Genomic DNA, 18754 nt, shown 5'->3' with positions numbered 1-18754 from the left:
TAAAATAACGGTCTTTGATGCAAAACCTGCATCCGCACCCTCGTATCGACCTATCAGAAAGTAAGAACACATCCGTGCTGTCAGCATCTAATATCACTATGCAGTTTGGGGCAAAACCCCTGTTTGAAAACATCTCCGTAAAGTTTGGCGGCGGTAATCGCTACGGCCTGATTGGTGCCAACGGTTGCGGTAAATCCACTTTTATGAAGATTTTGGGTGGCGAGCTTGAGCCTACCAGTGGAAACGTAAGCTTGGATCCCGGAATTCGCTTAGGTAAATTGCGCCAAGACCAGTTCGCATATGAAGATGTGCGCGTGCTGGATGTCGTGATGATGGGTCACGAAGAGATGTGGAAAGCAGCTGCTGAGCGTGATGCTATTTACGCCAACCCAGAAGCTTCTGATGAAGATTACATGAAGGCTGCTGAGCTTGAAGGCAAATATGCTGAGTACGGCGGTTATACGGCAGAGGCAAAAGCAGGGGAGCTGCTGTTAGGTATCGGCATTCCGATTGAGCAACACAACGGACCAATGAGCGCCGTGGCTCCCGGCTGGAAATTGCGCGTATTGTTGGCGCAAGCTTTGTTCTCTGATCCAGATGTTCTGCTCTTAGATGAGCCAACCAATAACTTGGATATTCACTCCATTCATTGGCTTGAAGATATTCTTAATCAAATCAAGAGCACGATTGTCATCATCTCCCATGATCGCCACTTCCTTAATGAAGTGTGCACGCATATGGCGGATATGGACTATGGAACACTGAAGGTGTACCCAGGAAATTACGACTCCTACATGCTGGCGTCCGTTCAAGCAAGAACACAACAATTAAGCAATAACGTTAAAGCCAAGGAAAAAATTGCCGAGTTAGCGGCTTTCGTAGCTCGATTCTCTGCAAATGCATCGAAGGCGCGTCAGGCCACTTCACGTCAAAAGCAGCTGGAGAAAATTGAGATCGTTGAAGTTAAACCTTCTTCACGCCAGAATCCATTTATTCGTTTTGATGCAGAGAAAAAACTGCACAACATGGCTGTTGAGTGCAATGCACTCACTAAAGCCTATGACCGCACTATCTTCAAAAACTTTAAGTTAGGTGTGCGTGCGGGTGAAAAGATTGCCATCATTGGACAAAACGGCGCTGGTAAGACGACGCTGTTGAAAACCATCTTGAGCAAACGCTTTGATGGAATTGCTGCGGATAGTGGTGATGTGAAATGGGCAGAAAACGCCAATGTAGGTGTTATGCCTCAAGACAATACGGAGATGTTTGCAAAAGACGAATTGCTCATGGATTGGATGAATAACTGGCGTAATGGCGGTGACGATGACCAAGTAATTCGTGGCACATTAGGTCGCTTGCTATTCTCAGGCGATGACATTGGCAAGTCCGTCAAAGTGCTATCTGGTGGTGAGAAGGGCAGAATGATTTGGGGCAAATTGATGCTTCAAAAATATAACGTTCTTGCAATGGATGAGCCAACCAACCACATGGATATGGAATCTATTGAGAGTTTGCAGATTGCGCTTGAGAAATATGAGGGCACTCTCATTTTCGTATCTCATGATCGCGAGTTTGTTTCAGCTTTGGCTAATCGCATCCTCGAAGTGAAGATGGATGGAACCATCGCTGACTACTCTGGAACTTATGAAGAGTATTTGCGCAGCCAGGCTTTAGCAGGCTAATAATTCTATTTGGCTTGTCGTTGGAATCGCATTGCAGTGCCATCGGCACGGATGCGTTTCCATACAGAGTCTTTTTCTTCTTGGCTAAAAAAGACCCAATTACTGACCTCGCCAAGAGTGCGGCCACAGCCCTGGCAAATTTCGTCATAAAGCGTAGTGCAGACTCCAATACATGGAGAATCAGACGCATCATCACCAACCGCTAAAGAATTGGCTCCAGCTTGCTCTGGCGGGTTGATATTGGATGATGTCATGGCAGTACTTTAGTCGATTTCAGAGGAATGTGCTGTTCGAGCTCATCCACATAAGCAGCCATACCTTCATGTTCGCGTTCCAAGAATCGCTTTACTGCATTGGCAAAACCTGCATCCGCAATCCAATGAGCAGACTGCAGGGTAGTAGGTAAAAAACCTCTAGCCATCTTGTGCTCACCTTGAGCGCCACCCTCAAATAGTTGAATGCCCGCCTTGATGCAATACTCAATTGTCTGGTAGTAGGCAAGCTCAAAATGTAGGCAGGGGATGTGTTCAATAGCACCCCAGTAGCGCCCATATGCTGTTTTTGTAAGCTGATCCACAACTAGTAATGATGAGGCAATCGGCCTTTCTTCCTGAGTGGCAATAATCAGATGTAGATTCTCGGGCATGGTTGAGCCGAGCAATTGAATACATTCTTCTGTTAGGTAGGGTGATGAGCGATGTTCAAGATAGGTGTTTTCATAGCAGCGATAAAAGAAGCTCCAATCACCAGTCGTGGCTTCTGCACCTGGAATATGCCGATAGTGAACTCGTTGGCTTTCTACTGCGGCACGTTCTCGTCGAATATTCTTGCGACGCTTCATGGTTAAGGCAGCTAGAAAATGCTCAAAATCCTGATATCCCGCGTTATGCCAATGAAACTGCACTGAGTCACGCAACATAAACCCTTGCCTCTTGAGTTCCTCTAGTTCACCATCCTCTGGAAAAAGAATGTGAGCGGAGGACAGTGTGTTTTGGGTCACTAAAGTTTTTAAGCCAGATACTAATAGTTCTTGAATGGCGCCCTTATCAGCCATTGGCGATACAAGCAACCTGGGTCCACGTACTGGAGTAAAGGGAATTGCGGAGAGCGCCTTGGGGTAATAAGGCAGATTATTTTGCTCATAGGCTTGAGCCCACGCCCAGTCAAAGACAAACTCCCCATATGAGTGCTGCTTTAAATACAGTGGTATTGCACCTAGAAGCTTGGAATTGGCATCCTCAACCAGCAGATGAGCAACTTGCCATCCGGTATTACCACCAACACAAGCCGTTTTTTCTAGTGCATTTAAAAACGCATACTTTACAAATGGGCCAGCATCAGTCGTGAGTAGTGCATCCCATGCATCCTCACCAATCTCTGAAAGACTCTGAATGACTCGAAGTTGGATAGCATCTTGTTTCAACTGAGATGTAAATTCAATGCTGAATTAATTCGATCTTGTAACCATCTGGATCGGTAACAAAGGCAATGATGGTGTCACCACCCATCACGGGACCAGCCTCACGAGTCACATTGCCACCGGCGGCCTTGATCTTGTCACACGCAGCATAAGCATCAGGAACGCTAATTGCGATATGTCCATAGGCGCTACCTAAGTCATAGCTATCGACCCCATGGTTATAAGTGAGCTCAAGTTCTGATTGGCCATCCGCATTGCCTTTTCCAAAGCCTACAAATGCTAGCGAATACTTCTGCTCTGGTCGCTCAGTAGTGCGCAGCAAGTTCATTCCCAGAACCTTGGTATAGAAATCAATCGAGCGAGTCATATTGCCGACTCTCAGCATGGTGTGAAGGATCATCATGTTTTCAAATATAAAGGTAAATGTCGTTTCTCGTTGGGCAAGAAAAAACCCAGGGGATTGGCCTGGGTTTTGGGGTAGAGCTTTTCGTTGTTATTGGATCTTTGCCTTAGCGCGCAACTTTTGCATTAGCTCAGAAAATTTGGCTTTTTGCCAATTTTGGTCCGCCGTGATCATTTGCTTAAGCTGGTCTTTAATTTCTTCCATACTTGGCGCCTTGACATCACGTACATCATCTAATTTAATGATGTGCCAGCCGTATTGAGTCTTTACCGGCTTGTCAGTAATTTGACCCTTTTTGAGTTGGACCATTGCTTTAGAGAAATCAGGTACGAGCGCTTTATCACTTACCCAACCGAGATCTCCGCCATTCGGAGCGGAACCAGGGTCCTTGGATTTTTCTTTTGCGATTTGCTCAAAATTGCCACCTGCTTTAATTTGAGCGGTAATAGCTTTGGCGTCTGCTTCTTTCTCTACCAAAATATGTTCGACGTGATATTCCTTGCCGGTGTACTGAGTTTTAACCTGTTCATAAGCGGCTTTTAATTCAGACTCTGCAACACCTTCTTTTTCAACAAAGTCTTCAAATACTGCTGCAATCACAATACCCATTTTGGATTGTTCAAGTTGCTCGCGTACGGACTCTTTTTGCATCACGCCACGATTATTCGCTTCTTGCAAAATAAGTTCGCGAGTCACCAGCATTTCTCTTGCCTGATCTCGCACTTGCGGATTATCGGGTTGGTTGGACTTTTGTACTAATTTATCCAATTGCGCTTTAGGAATTGCTTTGCCATTCACAATGGCAGCATTTTGTGCGTAAACGGCTGAGGAGAGAAGTGCAGCACTAAAAGCGCTAATGGTCAAAATTTGGCGTGTATTCAACATGAGTTTGGCAATAGAAGTAATGGGTAAAAGAGAATCTTAAAGCAATCTAAGGCTAATTAGTGCTTTCACTAGGTGTGAATGCCAAGATGGTAAGGGCATGAATCGAGTCGGGAAAGTGCTTACTCAAGGCGGCATAGACAGCCCTATGACGAGCTACCTTGGTTAATCCCTCAAATTCAGGGGCGACGATCGTAAGCTTAAAGTGGCCACCACCAGATGCCGCGCCTGCATGACCTGCATGAAGATGGCTTTCATCTTCAATATGCAGCTGGAGCGGCTTAAATACAGTTTTGAGATCAGCCTCAAATAATGCAATTCGGTCTTGATTGATACTCATTCTGCCGGATGCTCCATATGCCGACTGAGCCAAACTCCTTGAAGAATGACGAAAACCACGAGCAATCCAGTGCTGCCAAAGAGCTTAAAGTTGACCCACGTTTCTTCTGAATACTCAAACGCAATGTAAAGGTTGAGAGCTCCCATAAAGAAGAAGAAGGTTGCCCATGCCATATTCACTTGATGCCAAACTGATTTAGAGCTGTGCTCTTTAAGGGTAATTTGCTTACCCATTAAAACCTGAATCCAATTCTTTTGAAAAAACTGTGCGCTGATAAAAAGAGCCCCTGCAAATAGCCAGTAAAGAGCCGTTGGCTTCAATTGAATAAATGTTTTGTCATGCAAGAAGATGGTTAGACTGCCAAATACCAGAATCATGACCAGACTAACCCACTGCATTGCGTCGATTTTACGATGACGGTAATAGACCCACAAAATCTGACCGATGGTAGCCACCATAGCTACGATAGTCGCAGTGTAGATATCGCCAAATTTAAAGGCGATAAAAAAGAGAATGATGGGGAAAAGGTCAAATAGAAATTTCATGCGGTGATTATCCAGCTATTTATCAGTTATTCAGTTTTACTGGGAGCAGCGTTCTCGGAGGGTTCAAATTTCAGGGATGCCGAGTTAATGCAGTAGCGCAGCCCGGTTGGTTGTGGGCCATCATCAAAAACATGTCCTAAATGGGCATCGCATTCAGTGCAGCGTACTTCTGTACGAATCATGCCATGAGACATATCCCGAATTTCAGTTATAGCTGCGGTATTTTCTGGTGCGTTATAACTTGGCCAACCACAGCCAGCATCAAATTTGGTAGTAGATTGAAATAGGGGGGTATCACAGCAGATGCAACGATATTGACCGTTTGCCCAGTGATCCCAATATTCCCCAGAAAATGGCCTCTCTGTTGCCGCCTCACGCGTTACTCGATATTGAATATCGTTCAATACATTTTTATATTCTTGATTTGTTTTTTTAGTCATGGCAATCAATATTTCAAGTTAAGAGGAGCAGCTAACTGCAACGCGCTGCATATCGAGAGGTGGAGGTTTTGAGTACGCATCATATTCCAGCTGCTCATCGAAGGGTTTGCTTAGTACCCGATGTAATTTTTCTATTTCAGAAAAATCATCTTGCTGGGCTTTCTCAATTGCCGCTTGCGCTAAATGATTTCTCAGGATGTACTTTGGATTAGAGTGATTCATCAACTCTCTTCGTGATTCATCGCTCATATCTTCAAGCTGAAGTCTATCGATGTAATCGTTCAACCAATGATCGATATTGTCGCGATCAATAAATTGATCTCGTTGGGCAATATCTGATGGCTTGGAGTCCTTGCCAATATGACTCAGGCTTCGGAAGAAGCTGGTGAAATCAACCTGAGAGTCATGCATTGCTTGCAGGAGGCGCTCTATTAATTTGGTGTCACCATCATGCGCTAATTGCAATCCCAGTTTGAGGCGAAATAACTGCTGCCATTCTTTGGCATAGATTACGGGAAACTCCTCGAGGGCTGAGCGCAAAAGATTCTGAGACTCTTCTGGCGAGTGCTCTAACTCGAGCAAGGGCAGCATTGCACTTGCAAGGCATGCCATATTCCAATGCATGATTTGTGGCTGGCGATGATAGGCATAGCGGCCGCCTTGATCACTATGGTTACAGATGTGATCGATTTCAAAGTGGTCTAAAAATCCAAAGGGGCCGTAGTCAATGGTGAGGCCTAAGGCACTGATGTTGTCGCTATTTAAGACGCCATGACAGAATCCAACTGATTGCCACTGAGCAACTAATTTGGCGTTACGAGAGGAAATTGCCTTAAACAAATTTAAGTAGGGATCTTTCTCTTTCCTGCACTCTAGATAAAACTCTGATATGAGAAGGTCTGCCAATTCTTTCAGGCGGACATTATTTTGAAGAGAAGCAAAATGCTCAAAGTGACCAACGCGAATGAAGCTGGAGGCAATCCGCGAGCATACTGCCGCAGTTTCTAGAGTTTCCCGTCTAACAGCTTGCTTTGAGCCGACGACAGCAAGTGCACGGCTAGTGGGTATGCCAAGTGCATGCATCGCTTCACTGCATAAAAACTCACGAATGGATGATCTTAAAACAGCTCTGCCATCACCCATTCTGGAATAGTGCGTCCTACCAGCGCCTTTTAATTGGAGCTCTTGATGATGGATGTCGCCGAGCAAAATAGCGCGTCCATCACCCAACTGCCCGGCCCACGAGCCAAATTGATGACCGCTGTAGGCTGTTGAGATGGGGTTTGAGAAAGTATATTCACCAACATGCAATTCATTCCCTGCCAATACATCAAGCCAGTGTTCATCTTGGGGTAAGCCATTAGCTCCAAGCTTAATGTGAATCAAATTTGCAGCATCAGCAGAAAATGCCACCCAATAGGGATTGGGCAGGGGAGTAGGTGGCGTTGGCTGGCAAACATCATCGCCGCGGAGGGTAAATGGCATGTTTTGTATTCTATGGGTAATTCACAAGCATCGCAGAAGCCTCTAAAATGACCCTATGACAAATAAAGTACAACTGAATGCGGCAACTCAGCTTGCCAATCTGGGCGAGGAACTGAATGTTCCCTTTTTAAAGCTCCTTGGCGTGCGTTTGATTACCGCCGAAATGGGTAAAGGTGAAATTCTGCTAGCCCTCAAGCCTGAGCACACCAATACTTGGGATGTGGCTCATGGCGGTGTCTTGCTCACCCTCATGGACGTAGCGATGGCAGTTGCCGCTCGCTCAGGCGATCCAAGTGATCGTAGTGTTGTCACTGTAGAAATGAAGAATAACTTTATGCAGGCTGCCAATGGCATCTTGCGTGTAAAAGCTGATACTGTGAGACGTACCGCCACGATGGCATTTTGCGAAGCCAAGCTGTACAACGATCAAGGTGAAATCTGCTGCATGGCAACTGGGACTTTTCAGTTTCTCAAGCGACTAGCTGCCAAAGATGCCAATGGTGATCGAGTGGTGAACGAAGACTCGCGTAAAAAGTAATTATCGAGCCTGTTGACTTGCTAAACAGAGAGGTTGGATCCTGGAGCAGCGCTCAGCTCTCCAGTGATAACATCATGACCAACGGTACCGTTTGCGTCAAAACGTCTTTCTACCATTTCAAACTGTCCATCTTTACGAACGCGCAAAATCGTGCTGGATCTCGTTCCATATGAAGGTGTTTTGATAAATGCAGCAGATAAAGCTCTTTCCCAATCTGGATTAACTCCCGTATTGGGTAATTCTTGTGGGCTAGCCTCATGTGTGTCCGCTAGTACGCGTAAATAATGATCCGCATTTTTGAGTTGGCCGCTATCCATCGCCAAAGTTTGAGCAAATGCAGCAACTCGGTGATTCACTTTGGGCCATGGAGTATCTAACATGGCATTGGATAGGCCATAAACTCCAGGACTCAAGGCTTGCTCAGGAAACACTTTACGCTGACGAATTTGTTGGCCCATCATCAGTCGATTGCTAACCCAGTGCATTTCGGCATTCTCCGGATCGCTCAGATCTGCCATTAATAAATTAAAGCCGTTGTATTGCTCAAAACGTTTTGCGTTTTCTTGGACGTAATCCTGTGGCTTATGTTGCCCTGTTAAATAACGTAAGCTCAGTTCACCACGAGTTCTTGCGTCTGGATTTTTTTCACTAGGAGCTCGCACATTAGTCAGGGCGGCAAAACGACCGGTCTTCGTAAACCCAAGCCATGTGCCTGGACTACCCAAAACATCAGCTCGGTCCTTGCCAGCCAATAAATGGGGGTGCTCTGGCCACCAGCCCATCGGGTCAGTATCACGTTCATAAAATTCATCTCGATTTGCAGCTACCACCAAAGGGTAGTCTGGATGGGATTTCCAGGCAAAGAGAATGAGGCACATAAGAAATGAAGTGGTAACTGAGAAATTAAATTTCTAATAAGGGGTAGGGAAGGGTATCTATTTGTAACACAGGCCCATTGCTACTGCCCAGATGAATCATTCCGGCCTCTAAGGCATCCAACTTGCATTCGACTTGAAGATCGATGCGCTTGCCATTGCCTGGGTTGGGGGCTGCAAGAACCACCATGCCACATGGCTGGGCAGCATCACTTTCATGAAATAACTCAACGCCAGGTTTTGCAAAGTCGAGTGCTGTATCGCTGAAATCAGTATGCGCAAGTTGAAGCCTACGCTTGACTGCGCCACGGTACTGGCTGCGAGCAACAATTTCTTGGCCTGGATAACACCCTTTTTTGAAATCCACACCCGCTACGGATTCAAAATTGATCATTTGCGGAACAAACTGTTCTTGAGTGGCCAGCACAATGCGCGGTATTGCACTGAATACCTCAAGAGAATTCCACTGCAGGAGGGCGCTCTCATCCACTGAAGATGGATTAGTTTCAGATTTTCTTTGTGCAACAAGAGTGCGCTGATATGTTTGATTGTGACTGAGCACGTTCGGTAGTCGTAATGCGATAGATTCCTTTGTTGCCGGGAATTGCTGTTGACCAAATTCATTGTGATAAGAGCCCAATACATCCCAGTCATTTGAAGCGTCGATTACTTTGACTTTAGATCGCAGCACATACATCGATAGACGCTTAGCCGTGCTGGCCGCAATATCTTTTGAGATAAAAAGGGCGAAGCGATCATCGGAGTCATCGGATTCAGGAAAGAGGCCAAGCCATGCGCTTGCTAAGAGGCGCCCCTTAGGGTTGCAGTAACCAACGAGGCGAACAGCCTCGGAACTCTGGGCGATTTCGCCTATGTGGGTGCGCTTCAAGCTAATAACCGAGTTACTTAACTGGCTTTGAAGTAAGGTGGCAGCATCTGGACCTTCCACTAGGATCAACCCCCAATTGGGTAAAGCGGTCAATCCGTGATTCAGGCTAGTGGCGGGCATTATGGTGTTTTCTGTGCTTAAGGTCATGTGCTTTTATCATAGCTTGATGAGCAGAAAATTTCAGAGAAGAACTCTTTTTATAAAGCATTCAAAAGGCGGCCTGTGGAAATCGCTTGCGATCTACCTTATAGTCTTTTTGATCCTTTTATATGGCGCCATCTTTTTATGGCCCGTCGTGCCCTCTAAATCAAATATTGCAGAAAACACAGCTTACAAGATCAAAATTAATCCACAATCCGGGCTATCAGCAATTGCAGGTCAGCTTTCAGAGCAGGGGATTTCTGTTAATGGACTGAGTTTTCAGTTGGCAGCAAGAGCACTTTTTATCGGCTCTAAGCTAAAGCCCGGCACCTATCTATTACCGCCCCGTGCCAGCCTAGGCAACATTCTGTTGCAAATAGCGCGCGGTGATCGGGTTCGCGAAAGTGTGGCCATCATTCCAGGTATGACCATATGGCAGCTGAGAAGCCTGATTGATAGTCACCCAGCATTAATTCACAACACTAAAGGGTTGAGTTCCAAGGAGCTGTTACAGGCTATTGATCTCTCATATCCTGGAGACGAGGGCCTTTTTTATCCCGACACCTATATTTTCGATCCGGATGATTCCGATATTTCAATTTATCGCAGAGCATCCAAAGCAATGCAGAAGCAGCTAACTGCTGCCTGGGATCAACGAGAGCCTGATTCCCCCATAAAAACACCCTACGACCTTTTGATTTTGGGATCGATTGTAGAAAAGGAGACAGGGCGCTCCAGTGACCGCGCTCTGGTAGCCGCAGTATTTGTGAATCGCCTCAAGGTCAATATGCCCTTGCAGACTGATCCAACTGTGATTTATGGTATTGGACCTCAATTTGACGGCAATCTCCGAAAAACAGATTTACGGAAAGACAGTCCCTACAATACTTACATGCGCAAAGGTTTGCCTCCCACCCCAATTGCAATACCAAGCAAGGAATCTCTCCAGGCTGTGATGCATCCAGCAAAAAGCGACGCTATCTATTTTGTCGCGCGCGGGGATGGTAGCAGCCATTTCTCCAAAACTTTACAAGAGCATGAAAGCGTTGTTGATCAATTTCAACGCAAACGTAACGCGAAAACTAAATCGACTTCTCAGTAATTACTATGACTACTCCATTTCCAGGTTATTTCATTAGTTTTGAGGGCATTGATGGTGCGGGAAAGAGTACCCACATTGACGCCTTTGGAAAGCTTTTAAAAGAGCGTTATCCAGATCGTGATGTTGTTATGACTCGAGAGCCGGGGGGCACTCAATTAGGCGAACAACTTCGCGCTTTATTGCTTGATGCCCCCATGAATCTAGAAACCGAGGCCTTGCTGATGTTTGCTGCCCGTCGTGAACATATTGCTCAGGTGATCGAGCCGGCACTGAGCGCTGGAAAGGTTGTGATCTCTGATCGCTTTACGGATGCTAGCTTTGCCTATCAAGGTGGAGGTCGCGGTTTAAGCCTTGAGAAGTTAAATGATCTAGAGCGGTGGGTGCAAGGCCGATCAGATGGCACATTACTACAACCCAATCTCACATTCTTATTTGATTTACCTGGCTCCATTGCAGAGTCTAGGAGATCAAAGGTGAGGGTGCCCGATAAGTTTGAGAAGATGGATTTAGATTTTTTTGAAAAGGTTCGCCAAGAGTATCTGCGTAGAGCAAAGGCTGATCCAAAACGCTTTTATCTAGTAGATGCCACCAGAACCCCAGAAATTATTTGGAGCGACATTCAGTCCCTGGAGATTCAGCTCTAAATGAGTGATCTGATGTTTCCGCATGAGAGTAGCCAGAAAATTGCCCCCTGGCTAGAGCCGCTTTGGAATGGCATGAGCCTGGATGAATTTCCAAATGCTGTTCTGATCCATGGCCAATCTGGTATTGGTAAGTTTGAATTTGCTATTGAATTGGCGAAAGCGCTCTTATGCGAGACATCGGCAGGTAGTAAACCTTGCAATCACTGCGAAGCTTGTAGGTGGTTCAATTCCGCTAATCACCCTGACTTTATTGCACTCGTTCCCGAGACGCACCGTAAGCTCTTGCCACACGGTGATTTTGATTCCGAGACTGAATCACCTAAAAAATCTAAAGTTAGCCAAGCTGATGTTGATAGTGATGCACCCGAGAAAAAAGAAAAGAAGAGTATTGCAATTGAAGATGCTCGGAGTGCCATTGAAGGTCTTTCGATTGGAACCCACCGCGGTGGAAATCGGGTCATCCTGGTTTATCCCTTAGAGATGCTGAGGCCAGACTCCGCCAACACCTTGCTGAAGTCTCTAGAGGAACCACCAAAAAATACCATCTTTATTTTGCTGGCGGATCGTTTGGATCGCGTTTTGCCAACCATACGCTCGCGCTGTCGCTTGCTATCAGCGCCAAGGCCAGATCGAGCGAGTGGATTACTTTGGTTGCGAAAACAACTGAGCTCTATGGCCGACTTGAAAATCAGTGATGCTGATATGGAGTCAATTTACGATGAGCAGGGTGGGGCTCCTTATTCAGTTTTAGAGTCCTTAATCGCCCGTCACAATAAAGATGAAAAAGATGAACTGACGATAGCTATTCAAGCATCCCGATATTTATTGCAGGCGATGTCTCAAGGTGCTCGTATCAATTGGTTAGATGCAGCAGATAAGACGCAAAAAGCCCGCTATTCCGTTTTATTAGCCACTATGCAACGCTGGGTCTCAGACTTGCAAAGTTGCGCTCAAATGGGTTCGCCTCGTTATTACCCAAAACATGAGTCTGCAATCAAGACTCTCGCTCAACAAGCCCGTTTACCGAAGTTGTTACGTTTTTGGAAGTCTTTAATTCAAGCCCGAAGGCATGAAAACCACCCCTTAGCCACGCGCATCCAACTCGAAGCATTGCTTTCTCAATACCAGCAGGTATTTGAAGATTAAAATGGCGAGTCATGTTTATAGACTCCCATTGCCACCTCGACTTTCCTGAATTTCAAACCCGTCTACCTGAGGTTCTGGCCAATATGGCCACCTGTAAGGTGAGTCATGCTCTTTGTGTATCGGTGGACATACCTGATTTTCCTAAGGTGCGACAGTTGGCTGAGGATCATGCCCATTTATATGCTTCTGTTGGCGTGCATCCGGATTATGAAGATACGCAAGAGCCCAGCTTTGAATTTTTAGTTAACGAGGCTAAGCACCCCAAAATCGTTGCCATTGGTGAAACTGGCTTGGATTACTACCGAATGGGTGATCGTAGCTACGAGTCCATGGAATGGCAAAGAGAACGCTTCAGGACCCATATCAGGGCTGCTATTGCCTCTCAGAAGCCTTTGATCATTCACACACGATCATCTTCAGCCGATACCCTCAGAATCCTAAAAGAGGAGGGTGCGGATCAAATTGGCGGGGTCATGCATTGCTTTACAGAAACTACCGAAGTGGCCAAGGCCGCCATGGAAATGGGCTTTTACATCTCATTTTCAGGGATTGTGACCTTCAAGAGTGCCAAGGATCTTCAGGAAACCTGTAAGCAGGTGCCTTTGGATCGCATGTTGATTGAGACAGACTCTCCCTATTTGGCTCCGATTCCATATCGTGGCAAGACCAATGAGCCAGCCTGGGTTTCCAAGGTGGGTGAATTTGTTGCTGATTTGAAGGGTGTTCCAGTTGAAAGACTAGCTGAGCAAACTTCAAGCAATTTTTTCCAATGTTTTCAGATAAATAGATCGCTTTCATGAGAAATTCATTTAAACTTACATGGGCATTCAGCATTGCCTTTTTGTCCTTATCAAGCGTTGTGCTTGCCCAAACCCCCGATCAAATTACTGACTTCACTAAAGCAGCAAAGTTTGATGATGTTTCTGAGGTCAAGTCTTTGCTGAAGGATGGAGTAAGTCCAAATACACTCGATCCGAAAGGCAACCCCATGTTGACAGTTGCCATCCGCGATAAATCCTTTAAGGTTGCGGATTTATTGCTATCTAATCCAGCCATTCAGGTTAATTTGGCCAATAAAAGCGGTGAAAACCCGCTAATGATGGCTGCTTTTGATGGCAACCTGCCTTTTGTCAAGGTCTTGGTATTAGATAAAAAGGCTGCAGTTAATAAGCCTGGCTGGTCGCCAATTCATTACGCAGCTACTAATGGACATCTTCAGATTGTTGAGTTCCTGTTGGCTAATGGAGCTCAGGTAAATGCCTTAAGTCCTAGTGAGACAACCCCATTGATGATGGCTATTGGATCAGGTAATGAGCTTCTGATTAAGTACCTTTTAGATAATGGTGCCGACTTAAGTATGAGAAATCATGAAGGCTACACGGCCATAGATATTGCTCAGCTTTTTGGTAAGGACGATATTCGTGACGGTCTGAAGTCCAGATGGCAGAAGCTCTATAAAGAGCCGTATCCAGGTGGTCCGAAGAAGTCTCCTACATAATTAATATATATGCTGATTGCGTATAATCATTATTATGTCAAACAAGAAATCAAAGTAAAGCAATAGACTAAAACAGGCGCTTCATGGACCTACTAGACCAAATTACCAAACTCCCCGGCTTTCAAAATCTGCCAAGTTTCAATACCTTATTTGCTGAGATCAATACGGATATGGGCAATAGCCAGATTTGGATTGTGCTGGTACTAGCCTGCCTGATGCTCACTTTTCATGGTGTGGCTGTTCTGATGATCGCGGGAGCATTTCATTGGTTAGATCAAAAGCTAGAAAACAAACGGGTTTATGGGGCCAATTTCTTGTCGTATTTCATCGCTATTTTGTTAATTATTGGTAGTCACTTGGCAGAAATCGTCGCTTGGGCCTATCTCTGCGTAGCTTTGCAGGTATTTCCAACCAATCCGCAGACTTTCTATTTTGCTGGCGAGATGTACACCACGGTAGGATTTGGGACATATAACCTGTCTGAGCAATGGAGAATCTTGCCCATCATCATTTCATTCTCTGGCATCTTTGCGGTGTCGATGTCTGGTGCAGCCTTGTACTCCATGATGGGCGCCTTACTAAACCGCTCAAATCAGAACCCCAAGTCTGGGGCCGGATTCTAGTAGAAAGCCCAGTTAAGCAGATTTCCAAGCTAGTTAATGAACTTTGCCTTATCGATCGGTGCCTTCTGCTTAAAGACTAACTCTAAAACACGCCCATTGGACTCTAGGGAGCGCATTCTCCCTGGCAGCCAATCAAGATCCTTTGCCAGCCAGATATCAACCTGGCGCTTGTATGGGTCATTTTCACGTTGCATGAGTGCATAGCGGCGATTCACAGATTTACCGAGGCTGGGAATATCCTCAGATTCAGTTTCACCATAGCTTTTAAATTGCCACATTTCGAGCGTGTTGTAGTCAACAACGGGAAGCGCTCGGATGGTTCCCGCATCGTCGATCTTGTCGCTACCATTTAATAGCGAGGCAAATTGAAACATAAGACTAAATCGATCCTGGGTTCCCGGCAAAAGATCAGGTGTGAACTCAGGCTTTTCAGAGAAGTACATCCTCCCTCCTCCACCCTGATCCCTGTCAAAACGAGAATAACGTGGTGGCTTCGCACCCCGCTGCGTCCAGTAGATTGATGGCGCTATCCCATAGGCATCAACTGAACCCCGCGATTCAAATACAAACGGGCCAACAACTGCATAAGGAATATTGATATAGAGGCGGTAATTATTCCCCTCGGTAATCCAATCTAACTGGGCAGTTTGATATAGCTGCCCATCAACATAGGCATCAAAATAATAGGTGCCTGAATCAGGAAGGCGAAAAGCCTGACCGGATTGATTGCCTAATGCACCCTGCTCCCCTCTGTCTTGATCTGACAATGGATCTGCTGTTACGGCATTGGTTTTTCTGGGTGAAGTTTTTTTCTTTGGTTTGCTAGTGAGTTGAATCTTCTTGGGGGGTTCAACACGGAGATCCGTTTTGATGATTAGATCTTCCGCTATGGGTGGCGCGCTACCAAAAGAAATAAATGGAATCCCAAAAAATAAAATCAGGTGCCCAAGGACCGATAGAAAAATGGCGGCAATCAGAATCCACAGAGATCTTCTGCGTATGAAGTGAAATGAATTGCCTAGCGATTCAATCAAGGCATCAATGCTCGATAAATTCGATTACAGCTGGTAAATGGGTGGCATAGTCAGCAATGCCATGATCGCTTCCTTCAAGAATGAGCTGTTTTGATCCAGGATAAAAGGCAACCATTTCTTTCCAATCCAGGAGTTCATCGCCTTTTGCAGCAATTAAAAAATACCGTTTTGGATCAGTAATTCGTTCAACCTGCAATGCGCGCAGTTCATCAATATATTCAGCCTTGAAATCAAAAGGCTCTTCACTGTCGTAGGCAGTCATCATGCCAACATGAGGCTCTAATTCTCTTGCTGCGTAAACAGCAGGATTTAAGACAATCCCTTTGCATTGATATTTCTCGGCAAGATAATTGGTATAAAAGCCGCCCAAAGAAGATCCGATGATGACTATGCGATCTGCTTTAGATTGATCGATATGTTGAACGACCATATCCACGCTTTGCCCAGGAGATGCCAGCAGTTGGGGGCAATACCATTCATAGCTATGTTCAGACGTAGAAAGCGCTTTCACCGCTTCACCAGTCATCACTGCCTTAGTTGAATTCGGGGAGGAGCGAAAACCATGAAGATAAACCAACAGCGTTGTTCTCATAAGTTTCTTTTAAGCCTTCTGACCAATTTCAAAGTTCGCCATTTTTTCTAAGGCCTTAACCATCGCCGAATGATCCCAAGCTTTGCCTCCATGGGCGCTGCAAGAATTCAATAGCTCTTGTGCAGTCGCCGTATTAGGTAATGAGACGCCCAAGGCTTTAGCGCTACTGAGGGCGAGACTTAAATCTTTTTGATGTAATTCAATCCTAAACCCAGGATCAAATGTGCGCTTAATCATTCGATCGCCATGAACTTCCAAGATCTTGGAGCTAGCAAAGCCGCCCATTAATGCTTCGCGAACTTTGGCGGGATCTGCACCAGCCTTCGAGGCAAACACCAGCGCTTCAGCAACTGCTTCAATATTTAAAGCCACAATAATTTGGTTCGCAACCTTCGTGATTTGACCGGCGCCATTTCCGCCAACTAAGGTGATGTTCTTGCCCATCAACTCAAATACGGGCTTTACTTTCGCAAAGGTCTCTTCACTGCCACCCACCATGATGGTGAGAGTTGCGCCTTTAGCACCAAGTTGACCGCCGGAAACGGGCGCATCTAGATACTCGCATCCTAGCGTATTAATTTGTTTAGCAAAATCTTTAGTTGCGATTGGTGAGATCGAACTCATATCTACAACAATTTTGCCTTTGCTCAATCCAGATGCAATACCGCTTTCGCCAAAGAGAACTTTTTCAACATCGGGAGTATCAGGCACCATCGTAATGATGATGTCTGCCTTATTGGCAACTTCTGCGGGGCTGGAGCATGGAGTCGCGGCACTATTTGCAAGCTCTTCGGGGATCTTGCTACGAGTGTTAATAAATACCTGGTGACCAGCAGCAACCAAATGCCCCGCCATAGGAGCGCCCATAATTCCAAGACCAATAAAACCTAGTTTTAATTTACTCATCATGCAATCCTTTTTTTATTCTTGTTCGTATTGATTCATCCACCCAAGACCAGCTTCAGTAGTCTTAAGGGGTTTATATTCGCAGCCGATATATCCAGCATATCCAAGGCGATCTAACAGTCCAAACAGATATTCGTAATTGATTTCCCCGGTACCCGGCTCATTGCGCCCTGGGTTATCAGCCAATTGAATATGCGCAATCCTGCTGAAATACTTTTGAATGGTGTTAGCCAATTCGCCTTCCATACGTTGTGCATGGTAAATGTCGTATTGTAAAAAAGCGTTATCTGCAGCAACTGCATCTAAGATGGCAATGCCCTGCTCCGTCTTAGATAAATAAAAACTAGGAATATCAAAGGTATTGATAGGCTCTATCAGCAGTTTTAGTCCTACCTTTTTGAGTTCGCTCGCCGCATATTGAAGATTGCCAACAAAGGTGTCATAGAGAGCTATTGGATCTGCTCCTGATGGTGCTTTACCAGCCAGACAATTTAATTGAGGTACCCCAAGTATCGTGGCGCACTCAATGGCTTTAGCAACCCCAGCGCGGAACTCAGTCACACGATCAGGTAAGCAGGCAATTCCACGCTCACCGGCATTCCAATCACCAGCTGGTAGATTGTGGAGCGCTAGCTTTAGCGCGTTGTTATCTAAAGCGGATTTAATTGCTTGCACATCAAAATCGTAAGGAAAAAGAAATTCAACGGCTTTAAACCCGCCCGTCTTGGCAAGCGCAAAACGCTCCAAGAATGGAACTTCATTGAAAAGCATGGTGAGGTTGGCGGCAAAACGGGGCATCTCATTCCTTTTATTCAAAGTGCTGCAAAAGAACTGATGTTATCAAAGAAGCCTATAAATTTCCTTGGGGGCTCGGAGACCGTGTTTTAGGCGAAATTGGGCATAAAAATACGCTAATATTGATGGAAGCACTCAACATTAAGGAAAGTTATGAAAATTCAATTCGCCCCAATTAGCCTCGTAGCGGCCGCCCTATTATCTGGTCCAGCACTTGTGATGGCTCAAGCACCCAGCGCAGCGAATGCCGTGGTCGTTGATGCAGCTGTTACCGATAATATTTATCAATTGTATGAGGGTACTGTTACTAAGATTGATAAGAAAACACGGACAATTTTCTTTAAAAACAATGAAGGTGAATCTAAGTTTGTAGCTGGTCCTGAGATTAAAAACTTTGATCAAATTAAAAAAGGTGATCGCCTCAACGTTACTTATGAATTGGCCGTTGCCATTGAGTTGATTAAAACGAAGAGTGATGGCATTCGCAGCAAGGTTGAAACTTCTTCTGAACTTACTTCCAAGCCAGGCGAAAAACCAACTCGCACCATTACAAATACCACCACGATCATTGCCGATATCGTTGCAGTAGATCGCCCTAAGAAACTAGTTTCAGTAAAGGGTCCTAGCGGGAAAGTTACTGTAGTTACCGTTAAGAACCCACAATTGTTAGCTGATGTGAATGTTGGTGAACAAGTAAAGGTGATTTACTTTGATGCCATGGCCGCATCGATTACAACACCTAAAAAGAAGTAATCTGAAATCAACACGCAGTAC

The 18754-nt window shown here is 45.4% G+C and carries 23 protein-coding genes; 9 read left to right on the top strand and 14 right to left on the bottom strand.

What is annotated here, in order from left to right; all coding sequences use genetic code 11:
- The first annotated feature begins 74 nt into the window (after window positions 1-74).
- A complete protein-coding gene (locus FD971_RS05090; protein ID WP_215335222.1) occupies window positions 75-1682 on the top strand; it encodes an ABC-F family ATPase in 1608 nt (535 codons plus the stop codon).
- 5 nt (window positions 1683-1687) lie between these two features.
- Here FD971_RS05090 and FD971_RS05085 read toward each other — a convergent pair whose 3' ends face one another.
- The 8 genes from FD971_RS05085 to FD971_RS05050 all read right to left on the bottom strand — a co-directional run bounded on the left by FD971_RS05085 (window position 1688) and on the right by FD971_RS05050 (window position 7197).
- Window positions 1688-1936 carry a DUF1289 domain-containing protein gene (locus tag FD971_RS05085; RefSeq protein WP_215333209.1) on the bottom strand — a complete coding sequence of 83 codons (249 nt, stop codon included), beginning with the start codon at window positions 1934-1936 and terminating at the stop codon, window positions 1688-1690.
- Window positions 1933-3105, bottom strand: coding sequence for a GNAT family N-acetyltransferase (locus FD971_RS05080; protein ID WP_215333208.1), 1173 nt, complete (start codon window positions 3103-3105; stop codon window positions 1933-1935). Before FD971_RS05080 ends, FD971_RS05085 begins: the two co-directional genes overlap by 4 nt.
- A gap of 13 nt (window positions 3106-3118) precedes the next feature.
- Complete coding sequence (gloA, locus tag FD971_RS05075) at window positions 3119-3505, bottom strand: lactoylglutathione lyase (protein WP_215333207.1); 387 nt, start codon at window positions 3503-3505, stop codon at window positions 3119-3121.
- Between the two features lie 90 nt (window positions 3506-3595).
- Complete coding sequence (locus FD971_RS05070; protein WP_371743012.1) at window positions 3596-4390, bottom strand: peptidylprolyl isomerase; 795 nt, start codon at window positions 4388-4390, stop codon at window positions 3596-3598.
- A gap of 52 nt (window positions 4391-4442) precedes the next feature.
- The gene (locus FD971_RS05065) at window positions 4443-4727 is read right to left on the bottom strand and encodes a BolA family transcriptional regulator (RefSeq protein WP_215333206.1); all 285 of its coding nucleotides are present in this window, start codon (window positions 4725-4727) and stop codon (window positions 4443-4445) included.
- Window positions 4724-5272, bottom strand: coding sequence for a septation protein A (locus FD971_RS05060; RefSeq protein WP_215333205.1), 549 nt, complete (start codon window positions 5270-5272; stop codon window positions 4724-4726). Before FD971_RS05060 ends, FD971_RS05065 begins: the two co-directional genes overlap by 4 nt.
- A 26-nt stretch (window positions 5273-5298) precedes the next feature.
- A complete protein-coding gene (msrB, locus tag FD971_RS05055; protein ID WP_215333204.1) occupies window positions 5299-5712 on the bottom strand; it encodes a peptide-methionine (R)-S-oxide reductase MsrB in 414 nt (137 codons plus the stop codon).
- An 18-nt stretch (window positions 5713-5730) separates the two neighbouring features.
- Window positions 5731-7197, bottom strand: a complete 1467-nt coding sequence (locus FD971_RS05050) for a YdiU family protein (protein WP_215333203.1) — start codon at window positions 7195-7197, stop codon at window positions 5731-5733.
- Between the two features lie 55 nt (window positions 7198-7252).
- Here FD971_RS05050 and FD971_RS05045 point away from each other — a divergent pair, with 55 nt between their 5' ends.
- Window positions 7253-7735 (top strand): PaaI family thioesterase, encoded by a 483-nt coding sequence (locus FD971_RS05045; protein ID WP_215333202.1) that lies wholly within the window; start codon window positions 7253-7255, stop codon window positions 7733-7735.
- A gap of 20 nt (window positions 7736-7755) precedes the next feature.
- Here the strand turns inward: FD971_RS05045 and FD971_RS05040 are convergent, their stop codons facing one another.
- Complete coding sequence (locus FD971_RS05040; protein WP_215333201.1) at window positions 7756-8613, bottom strand: NRDE family protein; 858 nt, start codon at window positions 8611-8613, stop codon at window positions 7756-7758.
- Window positions 8614-8638: 25 nt separating this feature from the next.
- Complete coding sequence (locus FD971_RS05035; protein WP_215333200.1) at window positions 8639-9646, bottom strand: folate-binding protein YgfZ; 1008 nt, start codon at window positions 9644-9646, stop codon at window positions 8639-8641.
- Window positions 9647-9665: 19 nt separating this feature from the next.
- Here FD971_RS05035 and mltG point away from each other — a divergent pair, with 19 nt between their 5' ends.
- The 6 genes from mltG (at window position 9666) to FD971_RS05005 (ending at window position 14653) form a co-directional block, all read left to right on the top strand.
- Complete coding sequence (gene mltG, locus FD971_RS05030; RefSeq protein WP_215333199.1) at window positions 9666-10742, top strand: endolytic transglycosylase MltG; 1077 nt, start codon at window positions 9666-9668, stop codon at window positions 10740-10742.
- A gap of 5 nt (window positions 10743-10747) precedes the next feature.
- Window positions 10748-11386, top strand: coding sequence for a dTMP kinase (gene tmk / locus FD971_RS05025; protein ID WP_215333198.1), 639 nt, complete (start codon window positions 10748-10750; stop codon window positions 11384-11386).
- Window positions 11387-12532, top strand: coding sequence for a DNA polymerase III subunit delta' (locus tag FD971_RS05020; protein ID WP_251368580.1), 1146 nt, complete (start codon window positions 11387-11389; stop codon window positions 12530-12532). It abuts the gene before it with no gap.
- Between the two features lie 11 nt (window positions 12533-12543).
- Window positions 12544-13332, top strand: a complete 789-nt coding sequence (locus FD971_RS05015) for a TatD family hydrolase (RefSeq protein ID WP_215333197.1) — start codon at window positions 12544-12546, stop codon at window positions 13330-13332.
- Entirely contained in the window at window positions 13329-14030 is a 702-nt protein-coding gene (locus FD971_RS05010; RefSeq protein WP_215333196.1) for an ankyrin repeat domain-containing protein, read from the top strand. The genes FD971_RS05015 and FD971_RS05010 overlap by 4 nt, the downstream gene beginning before the upstream one ends.
- A gap of 83 nt (window positions 14031-14113) precedes the next feature.
- Complete coding sequence (locus tag FD971_RS05005) at window positions 14114-14653, top strand: ion channel (protein ID WP_215333195.1); 540 nt, start codon at window positions 14114-14116, stop codon at window positions 14651-14653.
- Between the two features lie 29 nt (window positions 14654-14682).
- On the opposite strand, the gene FD971_RS05000 is transcribed toward FD971_RS05005, so the two are convergent.
- The 4 genes from FD971_RS05000 to hyi are packed head-to-tail and all read right to left on the bottom strand — an operon-like array spanning window position 14683 to window position 17983.
- Window positions 14683-15687: a DUF3108 domain-containing protein gene (locus tag FD971_RS05000; RefSeq protein ID WP_251368579.1), complete on the bottom strand. Its 1005-nt coding sequence runs from the start codon at window positions 15685-15687 to the stop codon at window positions 14683-14685.
- Between the two features lie 4 nt (window positions 15688-15691).
- Window positions 15692-16279, bottom strand: coding sequence for a YqiA/YcfP family alpha/beta fold hydrolase (locus tag FD971_RS04995; protein ID WP_215333194.1), 588 nt, complete (start codon window positions 16277-16279; stop codon window positions 15692-15694).
- A gap of 9 nt (window positions 16280-16288) precedes the next feature.
- On the bottom strand, window positions 16289-17188 hold the full coding sequence (locus tag FD971_RS04990; protein ID WP_215333193.1) for a 2-hydroxy-3-oxopropionate reductase: 900 nt from the start codon (window positions 17186-17188) through the stop codon (window positions 16289-16291).
- Window positions 17189-17200: 12 nt separating this feature from the next.
- Window positions 17201-17983 (bottom strand): hydroxypyruvate isomerase, encoded by a 783-nt coding sequence (hyi, locus tag FD971_RS04985; protein WP_215333192.1) that lies wholly within the window; start codon window positions 17981-17983, stop codon window positions 17201-17203.
- A 150-nt stretch (window positions 17984-18133) separates the two neighbouring features.
- Here hyi and FD971_RS04980 point away from each other — a divergent pair, with 150 nt between their 5' ends.
- Entirely contained in the window at window positions 18134-18733 is a 600-nt protein-coding gene (locus tag FD971_RS04980) for a hypothetical protein (RefSeq protein ID WP_215333191.1), read from the top strand.
- Window positions 18734-18754: the final 21 nt, after the last annotated feature.

Source organism: Polynucleobacter sp. AP-Ainpum-60-G11, from assembly GCF_018688375.1.
In the GTDB taxonomy this organism is placed as follows: Bacteria; Pseudomonadota; Gammaproteobacteria; order Burkholderiales; family Burkholderiaceae; genus Polynucleobacter.
The sequence above is the reverse complement of the archived record's forward strand: the minus strand, read 5'-3'. Positions and strand labels throughout refer to the sequence as shown.

Bases quoted from the DNA above. Each gene is read 5' to 3' on its own strand.
- FD971_RS04980 (WP_215333191.1), top strand. From the start codon at position 18,134: ATGAAAATTCAATTCGCCCCAATTAGCCTCGTAGCGGCCGCCCTATTA.
- gloA (WP_215333207.1), bottom strand. From the start codon at position 3,505: ATGATGATCCTTCACACCATGCTGAGAGTCGGCAATATGACTCGCTCG.
- hyi (WP_215333192.1), bottom strand. From the start codon at position 17,983: ATGCCCCGTTTTGCCGCCAACCTCACCATGCTTTTCAATGAAGTTCCA.
- FD971_RS05010 (WP_215333196.1), top strand. From the start codon at position 13,329: ATGAGAAATTCATTTAAACTTACATGGGCATTCAGCATTGCCTTTTTG.
- FD971_RS05035 (WP_215333200.1), bottom strand. From the start codon at position 9,646: ATGACCTTAAGCACAGAAAACACCATAATGCCCGCCACTAGCCTGAAT.
- FD971_RS05045 (WP_215333202.1), top strand. From the start codon at position 7,253: ATGACAAATAAAGTACAACTGAATGCGGCAACTCAGCTTGCCAATCTG.
- FD971_RS04995 (WP_215333194.1), bottom strand. From the start codon at position 16,279: ATGAGAACAACGCTGTTGGTTTATCTTCATGGTTTTCGCTCCTCCCCG.
- FD971_RS05040 (WP_215333201.1), bottom strand. From the start codon at position 8,613: ATGTGCCTCATTCTCTTTGCCTGGAAATCCCATCCAGACTACCCTTTG.
- FD971_RS05020 (WP_251368580.1), top strand. From the start codon at position 11,387: ATGAGTGATCTGATGTTTCCGCATGAGAGTAGCCAGAAAATTGCCCCC.
- mltG (WP_215333199.1), top strand. From the start codon at position 9,666: ATGAGCAGAAAATTTCAGAGAAGAACTCTTTTTATAAAGCATTCAAAA.
- tmk (WP_215333198.1), top strand. From the start codon at position 10,748: ATGACTACTCCATTTCCAGGTTATTTCATTAGTTTTGAGGGCATTGAT.
- msrB (WP_215333204.1), bottom strand. From the start codon at position 5,712: ATGACTAAAAAAACAAATCAAGAATATAAAAATGTATTGAACGATATT.
- FD971_RS04990 (WP_215333193.1), bottom strand. From the start codon at position 17,188: ATGATGAGTAAATTAAAACTAGGTTTTATTGGTCTTGGAATTATGGGC.
- FD971_RS05015 (WP_215333197.1), top strand. From the start codon at position 12,544: ATGTTTATAGACTCCCATTGCCACCTCGACTTTCCTGAATTTCAAACC.
- FD971_RS05065 (WP_215333206.1), bottom strand. From the start codon at position 4,727: ATGAGTATCAATCAAGACCGAATTGCATTATTTGAGGCTGATCTCAAA.
- FD971_RS05005 (WP_215333195.1), top strand. From the start codon at position 14,114: ATGGACCTACTAGACCAAATTACCAAACTCCCCGGCTTTCAAAATCTG.
- FD971_RS05070 (WP_371743012.1), bottom strand. From the start codon at position 4,390: ATGTTGAATACACGCCAAATTTTGACCATTAGCGCTTTTAGTGCTGCA.
- FD971_RS05085 (WP_215333209.1), bottom strand. From the start codon at position 1,936: ATGACATCATCCAATATCAACCCGCCAGAGCAAGCTGGAGCCAATTCT.
- FD971_RS05060 (WP_215333205.1), bottom strand. From the start codon at position 5,272: ATGAAATTTCTATTTGACCTTTTCCCCATCATTCTCTTTTTTATCGCC.
- FD971_RS05050 (WP_215333203.1), bottom strand. From the start codon at position 7,197: ATGCCATTTACCCTCCGCGGCGATGATGTTTGCCAGCCAACGCCACCT.